We start from the raw sequence: 15,053 nt of genomic DNA on the forward strand, positions 1-15,053 counted from the left end.
ACGCTCGAACGCGCCGTCCGGGCCGCTTTCGCCGTCGTCCTCCGGCTTGACCGGAGGACCCATGTCCGGCGTCGAGCGCCACGTCCGGCATGGATGGTCCGGCCAGGCCGGACCATGACGGCTGCGGGTTGAAGGCGGACGGCGCGCCATGACCTACGCCCTTCCTGTCCTGGTCTTCGTCATGGTCGCGCTCGCGACGGCTCAGGCGCTGCGGCGCGCAGCATGGTGGCGGCAGGGCGCAGCCGCTGAGGTCGCCTGGGGGCCAGGGCTGCTCGCGCTTCCCAGGCGCTATCTCGTCGACGTCCACCACGTCGTCGCGCGCGACGCATACGCCTCGCGCATGCATGCGGTGGTTGCAGGCGGGCTGATCGTGGCGACGGTCCTCGCGGGGCTCGCGATCCTGCCGTCGCTCGGCGGTTCGCGGCTCTATTGGGCGATCGTCGCGCTCGCTTTCGGCGTCACTGCCGCCGGCTCGCTGCTCGTCGGGGCGCGGCGCTACCCGGCGAAGCCCCGACGGCTCTCGGGCGGGCGTTTTCAGATCCTGCCCTTTCTGTTGCTGGCCTATGCGCTCGGCGGCCTCGCCGGCGCGCTGCTGCTCGCCCTCGGCGCGGCCTCGACGCCGGCGCTGATCGCGGCGCTCGCGCTCTCGGGCGTCGGCGGCCTCGGCCTCGCCTACGAGGTGCGGCGCGGGCCGATGCGCCATGCCGTCGCTGGCGCGCTTCATCTCGTCGCCCATCCCAGACCCGGCCGTTTCCGGAGCCGGCTCGACACGGCCCTGGCGCCGCTCGACCTCGACGCAGCAAGGCTCGGCGCCGAGACACCGGCGGACTTCACCTGGAACCGGCTGCTCAGCTACGACTCGTGCATCCAGTGCGGCCGGTGCGAGACGGCATGCCCGGCCTTCGCGGCCGGGCAGCCGCTCAACCCGAAGCGGCTGATCCAGGACCTCGTGGCCGGCATGACGGCGGACGAGCCGCCCTACGCCGGCAGTCCCTATCCGAACGCCCGGGAGGTCGACCCCCCGGCCGCGCCGCTCGCCCGCCTCATCGGCCCGGACGCGCGCATCCACCCCGACACGCTCTGGGCCTGCACCACCTGTCGCGCCTGCGTCGAGGAATGCCCGATGATGATCGAGCACGTCGACGCCATCGTCTCGCTGCGCCGCAACGAGACGATGGAGTTCGCCCGCCCCCCGGAAAAGGCCGCCGACATCCTGTCCGACCTGCGCGGCGCCGGCGAGCCGGGCGGGCGGGCGCTCTCGGCGCGCACGGATTTCGCGGCGGGCCTGGATCTGCCGGTGATCTCCGCCCGCGGAGAGGCCGACGTCCTGCTCTGGCTGGGCGAGGGCGCCTACGACCTGCGCTATGGCCGCACCCTTCGCGCGCTCGTGCGCCTGATGCGGGACGCTGGCGTCGACTTCGCAGTGCTGGGCGCGGAGGAGCGGGACACCGGCGATCTCGCGCGGCGTCTCGGCGACGAGGCGACCTATCAGCAGCTCGCTCGCGCCAACGTCGAGACGCTCGGCCGCTACCGTTTCGGCCGTATCGTCACCGCCGATCCGCATGCGCTGCACGCGTTGCGCAACGAATACCGGGTCTTCGGGGGCGAGTGGACGGTCGTGCACCACACAGCGCTGCTGCTGGAGCTGATTGAGGCGGGCCGGCTGAAGCCGGGAGTCCTCGGTGGACTGTCGGTCACCTACCACGACCCGTGCTATCTCGGCCGCTATAACGGTGAGACGGAGGCGCCCCGCAAGGTGCTCGACCTGATCGGGGCGTCGCGTGTGGAGATGGCGCGCTCGGGCCGGCGCTCGATGTGCTGCGGCGGCGGGGGCGGGGCACCGATCTCCGACGTGGCCGGCGACAGGCGCATCCCCGACATCCGGATGGGGCAGGCGATCGAGACCGGCGCTGCGGTCGTCGCCGTCGCGTGTCCCACCTGCACCGCCATGCTGGAAGGCGTCACAGGCGTAAGACCGGACGTTAAAGACATCGCAGAACTCCTTCTGGCATCTATGGAGTTGGGCGCATGACCCGCGTACGGCGTGATCCGCGTGCGGATCGCCGCGCGGCGCAGATCGCTTCGCTCGACAGGCCGCGTTTCGATCTCGCCGGCCGCGCCGCAGACGGTGGCCCCGGCCGCCCCAGACGCAACCCCCGCACGGAATTCGCTGCGCTGCGCGTGACGGGCGCCGCCCGGCCGCGCTTCGACCGACAACACCGGGGCGAGGGCGCGGTCGCGCAGGTCGTGTCCGCCGCCTCCACGCCGAATGTCATCGTGGTCGACGCGCCGGCCTTCCTCGTCGCTGTCGTGCCCGATGCGCCCGGCGGTCGCCTCACCCAGCACGACCGGCAGCTGTTCGGCGCGGCGCGCACGCTCGCCGGCGCCCACGGAGCGGTGGCGGCGCTGGTCGCGGGCGAGATCGAGGGCCTCGGCGCGATCGGCGCGGATCGGGTCGCGGCGCTCGCCAGCACGCAAAACTATGCGCCGGACGTCACCGCCGCAGCGCTCGCCTCGGCCTTCGCGGCGTTGTCGCCGCGCCATCTGCTGTTCCCCGAGACGCCGGACGGCGGGGACCTCGCGCGGCGCCTGGCGCTGCTGACGGGCGAACCTCTGTTCCCGGACGTCGAGCAGCTTTCCGCGACGTCCGTCTCGCGCGCCGCGCGTGGCAAGCGCGTCGCGCAGCGCGCGGCGCCGGCGCGGCTGATGACGCTCGGCGCCGATGTCGTCGCGCCCTACAGCGGCCCAGCCCGTGAGGGGCGATCTGAGCCGCTTCCCACAGCGGAGGTTTCGGCGCCAGCGATCACCGACGCGCGGCGCATTCCGGCGGATCCGGCGACGACGCCGCTGACGGTCGCCGATTTTGTGGTGTCGGCGGGAAACGGCGTGACGGATATCGAAGCCTTCCGGCGGCTCGCCGAGGCGCTCGGGGCGACGCCCGGCGCGAGCCGCGTGCTCTGCGACGCCGGACTGATGCCGCGGGCCTCGCAGGTGGGCGCTTCCGGTTCGGTGCTGACCGCCACATGCTATCTCGCGCTCGGCGTCGCAGGCGCGCCGCAGCACCTGCAGGGCGTGGCGGGCTGCGAGCATGTGGTCGCCGTCAACACGGACCTCCACGCCGCCATGATCGAACGGGCGGGGCTCGCGATCGTGCAGGACGCGCAGCTCGTGATGCCCGCGCTGATCGCAGCCCTCGAATCGGAGAGGGCGTCATGAAGATCGTCGTCCTGCTGTCGGCCGGCGCGCATCCGGTTTCCAGCGCTCCGGTCCTGCCGCGGCTCGAAGCGCAGGCGCTGCGCCTCGCGCTCGCCCTGGGCGAAACCACAGGCCTCCACGCAGGACCCTCCGCCGCGCCGGCCGCGGACGCCCTCGGCCACGGTCTTGGGCTTCTGACCCATCTCGCCACGCGCGAGGGCGACGATCCGATCCCCGCGCTCGTCGCGGCGCTGAAGGCCGAGACGCCGGACCTGGTGCTTGCCGGACGCAGGGGGCAGGGCGGCGAGGAGACCGGCTTGGCGCCCTATGCAGTCGCCGCCGCGCTCGGCGTGACGATCGTCGCCGACGCCGTCGCGCTTGCGCCCGGCGCTGCGCCGGGCTCGCTCGTCGTCGAGCAGGCCCTTCCCAAAGGTGCCAGGCGACGGCTCGTCGTACGGCTGCCGGCGCTCGTCACGGTGCATCCCGGCGCGCCGGCGCCGGGCGCCTATGCCTATGGCGTCGCGCGCCGGGGCCGGGTGGACACGATCTGGGGAGTCGCAGGGTCCGCTGCGGAGCCGAATCCGATCGCCGTCGAGGAGCGCCCCTACCGCCCTCGGCCGAAGCTGATGCGCAGCGCGCCGGGCACCGGCTCCGCCGCCGAACGGCTGGCGGCGGCGACTGGGGGGATGGCTTCATCCGGCGCGAACGTCCTGGTCCAGCCGACGCCGGACGAGGCGGCCCGCGCCATCCTCGAGCATCTGCGGCGCATCGGCGTGCTGGCGCCCGCCGTCGCGAACAAGCCGGCGGCTTGAGCGCTCCTCAGCCGATTTCCCCCGCGATCTCCGGCGGAGCGATCGCGGCGACGTCGTCCTTCAGCTTCACGCCGGTGAGCTGCAGCTTCAGCGCCGTGCGAGCGAGCCAGGCGAGCTTCTCGGCGGCAAGGTCGTAGGACAGGCCGCCGAGGCCGTGGACGTTCGAGATGCAGTTGCGCTCGGAGTCGCGCCGACCGACCCGCGGCTCGTAGGTGAGGTAGACGCCAAGGCTCTCCGCCACGCTGAGGCCCGGACGCTCCCCGATCAGCGAGACCGCGAGCCGCGCGCCGAGCCGCTCGCCGACGTCGTCGCTGAGCGCGACGCGGGCCTGACGGGCGATGACGATCGGCGCGACCTTGAGGTCGCCGAGCCGCTCCATGCAGGCGCGGATCATCGGAGCGGCGTGCATCTGGACGCCGATCGACGACAGCCCGTCGGACAGCACGAAGACGATGTCGTAGCCGTGCTGCACGGCGTCGAGCTTTGCGGCGGATTCCTTGTCGAGCCGTCGTCCGAGATCCGGGCGCCGGAGATAGGTCGGGCGATCCGGCGCGAGGCTCGCGACGCGGATGGTCTCATAGGGGGCGAGCTGCTCTTCGAGAGCGTCGAAGTCGAGCGGCGCGTGGACGGCGTCGCGCGCCTTGGCGTGGGCGAGCTGGAAGTCGAGGACCGCCTTCAGCGGCATCGCGTCTCCGCTGCGGCCAAGGCCAATGCGGGCGCTGGTCGCCTGCCGCATCGAAGACCAGAGGTCGATGGGCGGGGGGACCGCGTCGTTCGCCATGTCGCGCGCCATCAGGCCACCAGCCGGGTCTGGTCGACGAGCCGGGCGACGCGCGGGTCGCGCAGGCCAAGCTCCCGGATGCGGCCCTCGGGCGTCACCATGTCCATGCGCTCCAGCCACGCCTCGAACTCCGGCGCCGCCTTAACCCCGAGCGCGCCGCGCAGGTACAGCATGTCGTGGAACGACAGGCTCTGGTAGTTCAGCATGATGTCGTCGGCGCCCGGCACCGCGATCAGGAACGTGCAGCCCGCGACAGTGAGCAGCGTCATCAGGCTGTCCATGTCGTCCTGGTCGGCTTCGGCGTGGTTCGTGTAGCAGACGTCGACGCCCATCGGCAGGCCGAGCAGCTTGCCGCAGAAATGGTCCTCCAGGCCTGCGCGGATGATCTGCTTGCCGTCATAGAGATATTCCGGGCCGATGAAGCCGACCACGGTGTTGACGATCATCGGATCGTAGGCGCGGGCGACGCCGTAGGCGCGCGCCTCCATCGTCTGCTGGTCGACGCCGTGATGCGCCTCCGCCGACAGCGCCGAGCCCTGTCCGGTTTCGAAATACATGACGTTCTGGCCGACCGTGCCGCGTTTCAGCGAGAGGCCCGCCTGATGGGCCTCCTTGAGGACCGAGAGATCGACGCCAAAGCCGTTATTGGCGGCTTCCGAACCCGCAACCGATTGGAACACGAGGTCGACGGGCGCGCCCCGGTTCATGATCTCGATGGTGTTGGTGACGTGGGTCAGAACGCAGGTCTGCGCGGGGATGTCGTAATGCAGGCGCAGGTCGTCGAGCATCTTCATCAGCGAGATTGCGTTCGGCACGTTGTCGGTCGCCGGATTGATCCCGATCACCGCGTCGCCGACGCCATAGAGCAGTCCGTCGAGCACCGAGACCGCGATGCCGCGCAGGTCGTCGGTCGGATGGTTCGGCTGCAGCCGCGAGCCCAGCCTGCCCTCGAGGCCCAGCGTGGTGCGGAAGGCGGTGACGACCCGTCGCTTCTTCGCGACCGCGATCAGATCCTGATTCCGCATCAGCTTCGAGACGGCCGCCGCCATCTCCGGCGTGAGGCCGGGGGAGACGGCGGCGAGCGCCGCGCTGTCGGCCTCGTGGCTGAGCAGCCAATCGCGCAAACCGCCGACCGTCAGATGCGAGATCGGCCGGAACGCCTCGGCGTCGTGGCTGTCGATGATGAGGCGGGTGACCTCATCATCCTCATAAGGCACGACCGTCTCGCTCAGGAAGGTCTTCAGCGGAAGGTCGGCGAGCGCCATGCGGGCCGCGATCCGCTCGGCGTCGGTCTCGGCCGCGATCTCCGCGAGTTCATCGCCGGACTTGCGGGACGACGCCTTGGCGAGAACGTCCTTAAGATCGTCGAAGACGTAGCGATCGCCGCCGAGATCGCATGTCAGAGCAGCCATTGGCGCCGTTCTCCGTCGCTGGTCGGTTCGGAGCCGGCGCGTGGCGCAGGTTCCGGGTCAGATCGTGAGACGATGATCTTTCCTGTGACGAAAGCAAGGGCGAGACCAAGCCTTGACCGCCATGCGGCGCCATCGCTGAATTCTATCAGCCGGGGAATGTTTTAGGCATGCCGGTTCCGGTCTCTGCCTAACCGCTTCGCACAGGTTGGCGCGCTGACCGATCGTCTGCGAGCGTAACGGCGTTCAGGATCGTCTGGAACGCGCATCGCGGTCGAGCCAAAAGGCCGTCAGCGGAACGGAGATCGGTTGCCAAGCCGCGCCGCGCGCGCTCCGTTAGCGTTTCCCGGCGCTTGGCGCTTCTGGATGTGGATGCATCGATGACCGACACCTGCCGCATCCGCGCCGCAAGCGTCTCCGCCGAGGTGTCGGCGAAGGGCGCGGAGCTCGTCAGCCTGAAAGACGCCGCAGGCGAGGAGCTGCTCTGGCAGGCGGGCCCGGAATGGCCGCGCCATGCGCCGGTCCTGTTTCCGATCGTCGGACGACTCTCGGGAGACCTGCTGCGCCATGACGGCGCCGCTTACCGCATGACCCAACATGGCTTCGCCCGAGACAGCCTGTTCGAGTGGACGGAGCGCTCCGAATCCCGTGTTGCGCTTTCGCTTGCCGACAGCGCCGCGACCCGGGCGGCCTATCCGTTCGCCTTCCGGCTGGAGCTCGTCTACGCGGTCGAAGGAGGGATCCTGTCGATGATCTCGCGCGTGACGAACCCGGGCGCCGAGGCTCTGCCGTTCTGCATCGGCGCGCACCCGGCCTTTCGATGGCCGCTCGCGGAGGGCGTTGCGAAAGACGGTCATGCGCTCGAGTTCGCGACCCAGGAGAGGGGCGTCGCGCGCTCCGTAGAGGACGGCTTGCTCGGCCCGGAGGAGCCCCTGCCGTTCGACGGCGTGACGCTGGCGCTCTCGCCGGACCTGTTCGCCAAGGACGCCCTGGTGCTGCCCGACGTCGCCAGCCGGTCGGTCCGTTATGTGGCGAAGGCGCCGGAGGGCGGCGTCGTGCGGGCGCTCACCGTATCCTGGCGTGGCTATGGCGACCTCGGCGTCTGGTCCAAGCCGTCCGGCGCGTCCTTCCTGTGCATCGAGCCCTGGCGCGGCATGGCGAGCCCGATCGGCTGGGACGGCGCGTTCGAGGACAAGCCCGGCGTCGTCCGGCTTCAGCCCGGCGCGACCATGGAGTTCGAGATCCGGTTTTCTATCGGGCCAGCCGGACGGCCATGAGAAGGCGGCGCCCGATCCAGGCGTCCCGCGCGGGACTGGTGCCGGATGAGGGGATTGAACCCCCGACCTTCGGTTTACAAAACCGCTGCTCTACCGCTGAGCTAATCCGGCGCACCTTCTAATTTACGAGCGGCGTCAGCTACTTGGAGCAATGCAGCACATCGCAGTCCGATTGTCCTGTGCCGTATTTCGTGACTACCCGCTCGCCGCTGAAGGCGAACGCTCATCGCCCGAACGGCCATTTTGGTCAAGCCTCGCGCTCGGCCCTTCTTGGCGTCGGGTCCCGTCTGTCCGTCAGGCCACTTTCCGCTTCCGGAGCGAGTAGAACATCATGGCCGCCGCGCCGATCCCCCACAGCGCCCACTTGAGCGGAAGCGCGTCGGCGGTCTCCGACCGGATTGGCAGAACGGTGATGGAGCCCGGCCGGGATTCGACGCCGGCCTTGCCCTCGGCTTTCGCGGCTTCGATCTGCTCTGGGGAGACGACCCATTCAGCTCCGCGAGATTTATCGTAGAGCATCGCTCCGACATAGACGGCGACGCCGACGAGTGCGGCGAGAAGCGCGCGCATACCAACTTTCATTCCAAGCCCATTCTATTGGCGCCGGGAATCGGCGCGGAGAAGCCCTCGATTAGCATCCTCCGGAGGCAGGCGGCGCCTCTTGATGCGACGCCGAGGGGCTCACGCAAAACGCTGGGGCTTGGCTTTCGCGATGTCGTCAGACGCGGGCGTAGACGTCCTCGAAGCGGACGATGTCGTCTTCCCCGAGATAGGGCCCCGACTGCACCTCGATCAGATTGAGCGGCAGTTTGCCAGGGTTCTCGAGGCGGTGCACGCAGCCGAGCGGAAGGAACACGGACTCGTTTTCCCGCAGCAGGATCTTCTCTTCGTCGCGGGTGACGAGGGCGGTGCCGTTGACCACCACCCAGTGCTCGGCCCGGTGGAAATGCTTCTGCAGCGAGAGCTTCGCGCCCGGATTGACGGTGATGCGTTTCACCTGGAAGCGGTCGCCCGCCTCGATCGATTGGTAAAAGCCCCAAGGCCGGTAGTTGCGGGGCGTCTGCGTGGCCGAGGCGACGCCTTCCTTCTTCAGAAGGTCGACCAGCGCCTTGACCTGCTGGTCATGATGTTTGGGCAGCACCAGGACCGCGTCAGGCGTCGCGATGACGATGAGGTCATCGACGCCATAGGCCGCGATCGCAGGACCCTCGCTGCGCAGGTAGCAGTTGGAGGAGCTGAGCGCATAGGCGTCGCCGACGCGGACATTGCCCTGTGCGTCCTTGTCGCCTAGGCCCCACAGCGCCGACCAGCTGCCGACGTCGGTCCAGGCGAAGCCCGCCTCCACAACGGCCGCTTTGTCGGTCTTCTCCATCACCGCGTAGTCGATCGAGATCGACGGCGCGCTGGCGAAGGCCGCGGGCGACAGGCGCAGAAAGTCCATGTCCTCGGTGGCGTCGGCGATCGACGTCCTGGCGGAGGCCAGCACGTCCGGGGCGTGGCGTTCGAGCTCCGCGATGAAGGTTCGGCAGTTCAGCAGGAAGATGCCGCTGTTCCAGGCATAGTCGCCGGCGCGCAGGTAGCCCTCCGCGACGCTGAGGCTTGGCTTCTCGACGAAACGTGCGACGTCGGCGACGCCCGGCGCGCCGTCGAGCGCTGCGCCGCGCTGGATGTAGCCGTAGCCGGTCGCGGGCTCGGTGGGCGTCACGCCGAACAGAACGAGGCGTCCGGCGCGCGCGGCCGCCGCGCCGGCGTCGACCGCCCTGAGGAAGGCGGCGCGGTCGCTGATGATGTGATCGGCCGGCATCAGCAGCATGAGGGCGTCCGGATCGCTGTCGCTTGCGATCAGAGCCGCCACGGCGGTCGCCATCGCGGTGTTGCGGCCCTCCGGCTCGAGAACGATGCGGGCGTCGTTGATCTTCTTTGCGCGAAGCTGCTCGGCGATCACGAAGCGATGTTCGGTGTTGGCCACCACCACCAGCGGCGCGAAGCGCGTGGCGTCGGTCGCCCGAACAGCCGCTTCTTGCAGCATGGTGTCCTCGCCGTTCAGCATCAGCAGCTGCTTCGGATAGGTCTCGCGGGACAGCGGCCAGAGACGGCTGCCTGCGCCCCCCGACAGGAGGACCGGATGGATCAGGGACGTGCTCATCTCGCTCCTGGACGCTTTCTCATGAACTGGACGGCGAACCGGTCTCAGAGCATGGCGGCGGGAAACTTTAGGCGAGCTTTACGGCGAGGCGCTTGGAAAGTGGCTTGAGCGACAAATCGGTGGTGTAGCGCCAGCGCATATCTCTCCGCAACGGCGCCTGACCGCCCTTCGGGAGGTGTTTCAGCCATCTGCGGCCCGGCCTCCCCGCGATATGCGCGTCAGGACGGAACGCGGAAATGAAAGGGCCCTACGCCGTAAGCGCAGGGCCCTTTTGTTTCGTGATCAGGCGGCCGCGCGGCCGCCCGTTCGTTCAGGCGTGCTCGTAGGTGTTGATGTCGCGGTCCTTGGTCTCCGGCACGAAGATCAGGCCGATGACGACCGTCATGAGCGCGAACACGATTGGGTACCAGAGGCCGTAATAGATGTCGCCCGTGGCGGCCACCATGGCGAAGGCGGTCGCCGGGAGCAGGCCGCCGAACCAGCCGTTGCCGATATGGTAGGGCAGGGACATCGAGGTGTAGCGGATGCGGGTGGGAAACAGCTCCACCAGCGCCGCGGCTATCGGGCCGTAGACCATCGTCACGAACAGCACGAGGATGAACAGCATCGCGATGATGCCGCCGGTCTGCGCGCGGAAGATGTCGAACGGATGCGCCATCTTCACGATCTGCGCGTCGCCCGCCTTCGGATAGCCCGCGCTCTGGAGACCTGCGAGCACCGCCTTGTTGGTTTCCGCCGTCGCGGCGCCCGCGACGTAGGGAATCTCCTGGTCGTTGATCCGGACCCTGGTCGGTTCGCCGGCCGCTCCGGCTTCGGTCGCGTACCGCACCGACGATTTGGACAGGAAGTCGCGGGCGAGGTCGCACGGCGCAGAGTATTTGCGCGTGCCGACCGGGTTGAACAGGCTGCCGCATTCCGCCGGATCGGCGATCACCGAAACCTTGATGGTCTCGATGGCGCGCTCGAGCGTCGGGTTCGCCAGCGTGGTGATCTGGGTGAAGATCGGGAAGAAGCTGAGGGCGGCGATCAGGCAGCCGCCGAGGATGATCGGCTTGCGGCCGATTTTGTCGGAGAGCCACCCGAAGAACACGAAGAAGCCGGTCCCGAGCAGCAGCGACCAGGCGATCAGCAGGTTCGCCGTATAACCGTCGACCTTGAGGATCGATTGCAGGAAGAACAGCGCATAGAACTGGCCCGTGTACCACACGACGCCTTGGCCGGCGGTGAGGCCGAGCAGCGCGATGAGGGCGATCTTCGCGTTCCGCCACTGGCCGAAGGACTCGGTCAGCGGCGCTTTCGAACGCGTGCCTTCCTCCTTCATTTTCTGGAAGGCCGGGGACTCGCTCAGCGACATCCGGATCCACACCGAGATGCCGAGCAGCACGACCGAAATCAAGAACGGCACGCGCCAGCCCCAGTCGGCGAACGCCGCCTCGCCGATGATCGTGCGGGTGGTCAGGATGACGATAAGCGATAGGAAAAGTCCGAGCGTCGCGGTGGTCTGGATCCACGAGGTGTAGAAGCCGCGGCGGCCCTGGGGAGCGTGCTCCGCCACGTAGGTCGCGGCTCCGCCGTACTCGCCGCCCAGCGCGAGCCCTTGCAGCAGCCGCAGAGCGATCAGGATGATCGGGGCCGCGATGCCGATCGTCGCGGCGTTGGGCAGAATGCCGACGACGAAGGTCGACAGGCCCATGATCAGGATCGTGACGAGGAAGGTGTATTTGCGGCCGACAAGGTCGCCGACGCGGCCGAACACCAAGGCGCCGAACGGGCGCACGAGGAAGCCCGCAGCGAAGGCGAGCAGCGCGAAGATCCCGCGCGTCGATTCCGGATACTGGCTGAAGAACTGCGCGCCGATGATCACGGCGAGCGACCCGTAGAGGTAGAAATCGTACCATTCGAAGACTGTGCCGAGCGACGAGGCGAAGATGACCTTCTTCTCCTCACGCGTCATCGGCTTCGCCCTCTCGGGCGCCAGAGTCGTGCTCGCCACCGCCATAATTTTTTACCCCCGACGTCCTTCCGGCCTCGTCCGCGCAGTGCGGCGTTCGCCTTGTCTCGCCGCCTCGTACGGACGGCTTTCCGCAACCGACGGCGCCGCTCCGTCTCCGGGGGAGGGCTGGCGCAGAATGTCGCAGGTCCATAGATACAGGCAGGGACGACGACTCGTCGACAGGAGCCGCGATGCGACGTTGGTTTATGAGACTTTTGGCGGCTTCGGCCTTGATCCCGCTTGGTTTTGCGGTTTCGGCCCGCGCCGAGTACCGCACGCCCTCAATTATCGCGGAACCGAGCGATCAACGCCCCGGCGCCGTGACGCGGCCGGCCGGCGCGCCGGATCGCGCTGCGCGGCGGGGCAGGCGGTCTCCCGAAATTGTGACTGCGCCCCAGACCACGATCCGTCCCCTCGATCCGCCGCGCTACGGCGCAAACGGCCGGCGCGTCAATGTGCCGGGAAGGCCCGACACGCTCGACGCTTTCGGCCGATCTCGAATCGGACTGCAGCGAGAGCCGATCGTCCAGAGCGGTCCGACGGTGCGTACCGACGCAGCGACCCGGATCAACCAGTTCCCGCCGCGCTAGGTCATTGACCCCGCGTCATTTTATTTCGTAGAGACCGATCACGATCTGACGCGGTGGCCTCGGCGGAGCCTCGCCGGCCAGGTTTTGGCGACCGCCGGGGGGCCGGCGCGAAAAATCATAAGTCGTGCGGCGGGCTGCGGGGATAATCGAACATGCTGGATGAGCAGGTCGACGCGGCCGCCGACCGTCCGCGGACCGTGTTCGATGCGCCGAGCGCGACCCTCGCGATCGTGGGCGTCGTCTTGGTGGCCCTCAGCCTGCGGCCGGGCATCGTCTCCACCGGGCCGCTTTTGCCCGCGGTCAGCGCTGAATTCGGTCTGTCTCACGCAGCGGCGGCGCTGCTTGTCGCGATCCCCGATCTGCTGATGGGGCTCCTCGCCCTGCCGACTCCATGGCTTGCGCGCCGTTTCGGCCGAGACAGGGTCATTCTGGGGGCGTTGGCGCTGCTTTGCGCCTCGATCGTCATTCGCGCCTTCGCCGCCGGTCCTTTCACCCTCCTCGGCGCGACAATCGGCGTCGGCGCCGGGATCGCCGTCGTCGGCGCGCTCATCGCGGGCTTCGTCAAGGCGCGCTTTCCCGCCAAGGCGGCGATGATGATGGGGATTTATGCGACCGCGCTATCGCTGGGCAGCACTCTCGCGGCGGCGGCTACGGGCCCCGTTGCGGCCGCTTCCGCCTCGGGCTGGAGGCTGGCTTCGGGCATGTGGGGCGTTCTGGGCGTGGTCGCGATCCTGGCGTGGAGCGTCGTCGTCGCCAGTGAGCGCGGGATGGGCGAAGTCAAAGTCGCGGGCGAACCGCGGACGGCGCTGCCGCTGGGGGACCCCAAGGCCTGGCTGGTCGCCCTGTTCTTCGCCTGCGACAACTGGCTTTTCTACGCGATCCTGTCCTGGACCTCGCCGATCCATCAGGAGCTCGGCTATTCGGCGACCACCGCAGGGCTGATCCTGGCGAGCTTCACGGCGGTCTTCATGTGCTCCAATCCGGTTTTCGGCTGGCTCAGCCGCTCGGAAGACCGGCGCCCGTTCCTGGCCCTGTGCGGTCTGCTGAGCCTGGCCGGCCTGCTTCCGCTCGCGATCTGGCCGGGCGCGGCGCCCTTCCTGTTCGTGCCGATCTGCGCCGTCGGACTGGGGGGCGGCTTCACCCTCGGCATGACGCTCCCGCTCGACAACACCCGCACCGTGGACGAGGCGAACGTCTGGAACGCCTTCGTCCTCACGGTGGGCTACCTCGTCGCGACGACGGGTCCCCTCCTTGTCGGAGCAATTCGGGACGTCGCCGGCGACTTCCGGCCGGCGATCTTTCTCATGGCGGCCGTGGCCGCTGCGATGCTCGCGCTTACTCCAGCCCTTGGGCCGCGGCGCCGGCCGCGCTGACCGTCCGAGCGCGACGCGCGACGTAAAGCGCGATCGCCGCAGCGTTCGAGACGTTGAGGCTGCGGATCTCGCCGGGCATGTCGAGCCTGGCGAGGCGGTCGCAGGTTTCGCGCGTGAGCTGCCGGAGGCCCTTGCCTTCCGCTCCGAGCACCAGGGCGACTCCGCCTTTGCCGAGCGTGGCTTCGTCGAGCGGGGCGGGGCCGTCGGAATCGAGCCCGATCCTCACGAAGCCACGCTCGCCCAGCTTGTCGAGCGCGCGGGCGAGGTTCTGGACCAGCACGATCGGGGCATGTTCGAGCCCGCCGCTCGCGGCCTTCGCCAGCACCCCAGTCGCCTCGGGGCTGTGGCGCGCGGTGGTGACGATCGCGTCGACCGCGAAGGCGGCGGCGGTTCGGACGATCGCGCCGACATTGTGCGGGTCGGTGATCTGGTCGAGCACGAGCACGAGCCCGTCCTCCGGAATGGTCTCCAGCGTCGGGCCGTCCAGCGCCTCGGCCTCGAGGTAGAGGCCCTGATGGACGGCGTCGGGCGTGAGCAGACGATCGATCGCCCCGGGCCGTACGATTTCGGGCGTGATGCGGTCGGCGAGGCCGGCTTCGGCGAGGCGCGCCAGGGCGTTCTCGGTCGCCATCAGGCGGATGAGCTTGCGGCGGGGGTTGGCGAGCGCCTCCGCCACGCTGTGATGGCCGTAAAGCACGACCGGGCCGTCATGGTCGCGCGGGAAGGCGCGATGCTGGTCGCCGCCGCGCGGCTTGGCGTCGCGCCGCTTCCATCGGCCTGCGTCGGAGCCGCCGGCTGGGCGTGGGGGACGGGGCGGGCGCATCGGCTGGCGTCTTGTGGTCGGAGGCTGTCGGGGAGCGCGCGTTCTGTCACGCGCCCGAGGGCTTGGCAAACCCCTGCGTGGTTTTGCGGTTGACACCGGGGCAAGGCGGCCCCTAAAGCACCCCCCGCTAAGGCGGTCGTCGGCGCATGCGCCGATGTCCGATCCAGCCCGGCCGAGCCGGTCCGGACCTCAGCATGGAGGGGTGCCCGAGTGGTTAAAGGGGACGGACTGTAAATCCGTTGGCTCAGCCTACGTTGGTTCGAATCCAACCCCCTCCACCATCCCGCCTGACTTGCGCTATAACCAGCGGCGCGCGGGTGTAGCTCAATGGTAGAGCAGCAGCCTTCCAAGCTGAATACGAGGGTTCGATTCCCTTCACCCGCTCCAGCCTTCTTCGACCTCGATAGCGATGCGGCACGACGCGTCGGGCTTGATAAGCAGGCCAAAGGCGCCGTATGCGGCGCATCCGTAATTGATCCGCGCCGGTAAGGCCCGGTTCTGCGACACCCCAGGGAAACCGGTTTAAAGCCATGGCCAAGGAAAAGTTCGCGCGGACGAAGCCGCATTGCAACATCGGGACGATTGGCCATGTTGACCATGGCAAGACGTCTTTGACGGCTGCGATCACGAAGGTTTTGGCGGAGACGGGCGGGG

General features: G+C 69.0%; 12 protein-coding genes and 3 tRNA genes. 8 read left to right on the forward strand and 7 right to left on the reverse strand.

Translation table 11 applies throughout. The annotated features are described in order from the left end of the window. Positions 1-148: 148 nt before the first annotated feature. From PKE75_RS03130 to PKE75_RS03140, 3 genes are read left to right on the forward strand one after another with little or no spacing between them, the layout of a single operon-like run. On the forward strand, positions 149-2,032 hold the full coding sequence (locus tag PKE75_RS03130) for a DUF3483 domain-containing protein (protein WP_271167235.1): 1,884 nt from the start codon (positions 149-151) through the stop codon (positions 2,030-2,032). After that, positions 2,029-3,216 (forward strand): electron transfer flavoprotein subunit alpha/FixB family protein, encoded by a 1,188-nt coding sequence (locus tag PKE75_RS03135; RefSeq protein WP_271167236.1) that lies wholly within the window; start codon positions 2,029-2,031, stop codon positions 3,214-3,216. The genes PKE75_RS03130 and PKE75_RS03135 overlap by 4 nt, the downstream gene beginning before the upstream one ends. Next, entirely contained in the window at positions 3,213-4,007 is a 795-nt protein-coding gene (locus tag PKE75_RS03140; RefSeq protein ID WP_271167237.1) for an adenine nucleotide alpha hydrolase family protein, read from the forward strand. Before PKE75_RS03135 ends, PKE75_RS03140 begins: the two co-directional genes overlap by 4 nt. Positions 4,008-4,014: 7 nt before the next feature. Here the strand turns inward: PKE75_RS03140 and eutC are convergent, their stop codons facing one another. Together eutC and PKE75_RS03150 are read right to left on the reverse strand one after the other, a co-directional pair. After that, on the reverse strand, positions 4,015-4,788 hold the full coding sequence (gene eutC, locus PKE75_RS03145) for an ethanolamine ammonia-lyase subunit EutC (protein ID WP_271167238.1): 774 nt from the start codon (positions 4,786-4,788) through the stop codon (positions 4,015-4,017). Between the two features lie 11 nt (positions 4,789-4,799). Then, a complete protein-coding gene (locus PKE75_RS03150) occupies positions 4,800-6,200 on the reverse strand; it encodes an ethanolamine ammonia-lyase subunit EutB (RefSeq protein WP_271167239.1) in 1,401 nt (466 codons plus the stop codon). A gap of 377 nt (positions 6,201-6,577) precedes the next feature. Here PKE75_RS03150 and PKE75_RS03155 point away from each other — a divergent pair, with 377 nt between their 5' ends. Continuing rightward, positions 6,578-7,474 carry an aldose 1-epimerase family protein gene (locus tag PKE75_RS03155; RefSeq protein ID WP_271167240.1) on the forward strand — a complete coding sequence of 299 codons (897 nt, stop codon included), beginning with the start codon at positions 6,578-6,580 and terminating at the stop codon, positions 7,472-7,474. A 36-nt stretch (positions 7,475-7,510) separates the two neighbouring features. Here the strand turns inward: PKE75_RS03155 and PKE75_RS03160 are convergent. From PKE75_RS03160 to PKE75_RS03175, 4 genes are all read right to left on the reverse strand, one after another. Beyond that, a tRNA-Thr gene (locus tag PKE75_RS03160) sits at positions 7,511-7,585 on the reverse strand. A 183-nt stretch (positions 7,586-7,768) separates the two neighbouring features. Beyond that, positions 7,769-8,056 (reverse strand): hypothetical protein, encoded by a 288-nt coding sequence (locus tag PKE75_RS03165; RefSeq protein WP_428979095.1) that lies wholly within the window; start codon positions 8,054-8,056, stop codon positions 7,769-7,771. A 136-nt stretch (positions 8,057-8,192) separates the two neighbouring features. After that, complete coding sequence (locus PKE75_RS03170; protein ID WP_271167242.1) at positions 8,193-9,620, reverse strand: mannose-1-phosphate guanylyltransferase/mannose-6-phosphate isomerase; 1,428 nt, start codon at positions 9,618-9,620, stop codon at positions 8,193-8,195. A gap of 310 nt (positions 9,621-9,930) precedes the next feature. Continuing rightward, the gene (locus tag PKE75_RS03175; RefSeq protein WP_271167243.1) at positions 9,931-11,619 is read right to left on the reverse strand and encodes an MFS transporter; all 1,689 of its coding nucleotides are present in this window, start codon (positions 11,617-11,619) and stop codon (positions 9,931-9,933) included. 736 nt (positions 11,620-12,355) lie between these two features. Here PKE75_RS03175 and PKE75_RS03180 point away from each other — a divergent pair. Beyond that, positions 12,356-13,576 (forward strand): MFS transporter, encoded by a 1,221-nt coding sequence (locus PKE75_RS03180; RefSeq protein WP_271167244.1) that lies wholly within the window; start codon positions 12,356-12,358, stop codon positions 13,574-13,576. Here PKE75_RS03180 and PKE75_RS03185 read toward each other — a convergent pair. Then, the gene (locus PKE75_RS03185; protein WP_271167245.1) at positions 13,539-14,399 is read right to left on the reverse strand and encodes a TrmH family RNA methyltransferase; all 861 of its coding nucleotides are present in this window, start codon (positions 14,397-14,399) and stop codon (positions 13,539-13,541) included. The two genes, PKE75_RS03180 and PKE75_RS03185, sit on opposite strands and share 38 nt — an antisense overlap. A gap of 196 nt (positions 14,400-14,595) precedes the next feature. Here PKE75_RS03185 and PKE75_RS03190 point away from each other — a divergent pair. From PKE75_RS03190 to PKE75_RS03200, 3 genes are all read left to right on the forward strand, one after another. Next, positions 14,596-14,680 (forward strand) — tRNA-Tyr (locus PKE75_RS03190). Between the two features lie 32 nt (positions 14,681-14,712). Further along, positions 14,713-14,786: transfer RNA gene (locus PKE75_RS03195), tRNA-Gly, on the forward strand. Between the two features lie 143 nt (positions 14,787-14,929). After that, on the forward strand, positions 14,930-15,053 hold a 124-nt coding region (locus PKE75_RS03200; protein ID WP_246685181.1), incomplete at its 3' end, for a GTP-binding protein.

The sequence above is a fragment of the Hansschlegelia plantiphila genome, from assembly GCF_027922265.1.
Lineage (GTDB): Bacteria > Pseudomonadota > Alphaproteobacteria > Rhizobiales > Methylopilaceae > Methylopila > Methylopila plantiphila.

What these genes read in the sequence shown, in the direction of transcription:
- PKE75_RS03150 (WP_271167239.1), bottom strand. Translation starts at nt 6,200, where the DNA reads ATGGCTGCTCTGACATGCGATCTCGGCGGCGATCGCTACGTCTTCGAC.
- PKE75_RS03175 (WP_271167243.1), bottom strand. Translation starts at nt 11,619, where the DNA reads ATGGCGGTGGCGAGCACGACTCTGGCGCCCGAGAGGGCGAAGCCGATG.
- PKE75_RS03135 (WP_271167236.1), top strand. Translation starts at nt 2,029, where the DNA reads ATGACCCGCGTACGGCGTGATCCGCGTGCGGATCGCCGCGCGGCGCAG.
- PKE75_RS03140 (WP_271167237.1), top strand. Translation starts at nt 3,213, where the DNA reads ATGAAGATCGTCGTCCTGCTGTCGGCCGGCGCGCATCCGGTTTCCAGC.
- PKE75_RS03170 (WP_271167242.1), bottom strand. Translation starts at nt 9,620, where the DNA reads ATGAGCACGTCCCTGATCCATCCGGTCCTCCTGTCGGGGGGCGCAGGC.
- PKE75_RS03180 (WP_271167244.1), top strand. Translation starts at nt 12,356, where the DNA reads ATGCTGGATGAGCAGGTCGACGCGGCCGCCGACCGTCCGCGGACCGTG.
- PKE75_RS03155 (WP_271167240.1), top strand. Translation starts at nt 6,578, where the DNA reads ATGACCGACACCTGCCGCATCCGCGCCGCAAGCGTCTCCGCCGAGGTG.
- PKE75_RS03185 (WP_271167245.1), bottom strand. Translation starts at nt 14,399, where the DNA reads ATGCGCCCGCCCCGTCCCCCACGCCCAGCCGGCGGCTCCGACGCAGGC.
- PKE75_RS03130 (WP_271167235.1), top strand. Translation starts at nt 149, where the DNA reads ATGACCTACGCCCTTCCTGTCCTGGTCTTCGTCATGGTCGCGCTCGCG.
- eutC (WP_271167238.1), bottom strand. Translation starts at nt 4,788, where the DNA reads ATGGCGAACGACGCGGTCCCCCCGCCCATCGACCTCTGGTCTTCGATG.
- PKE75_RS03165 (WP_428979095.1), bottom strand. Translation starts at nt 8,056, where the DNA reads ATGAAAGTTGGTATGCGCGCGCTTCTCGCCGCACTCGTCGGCGTCGCC.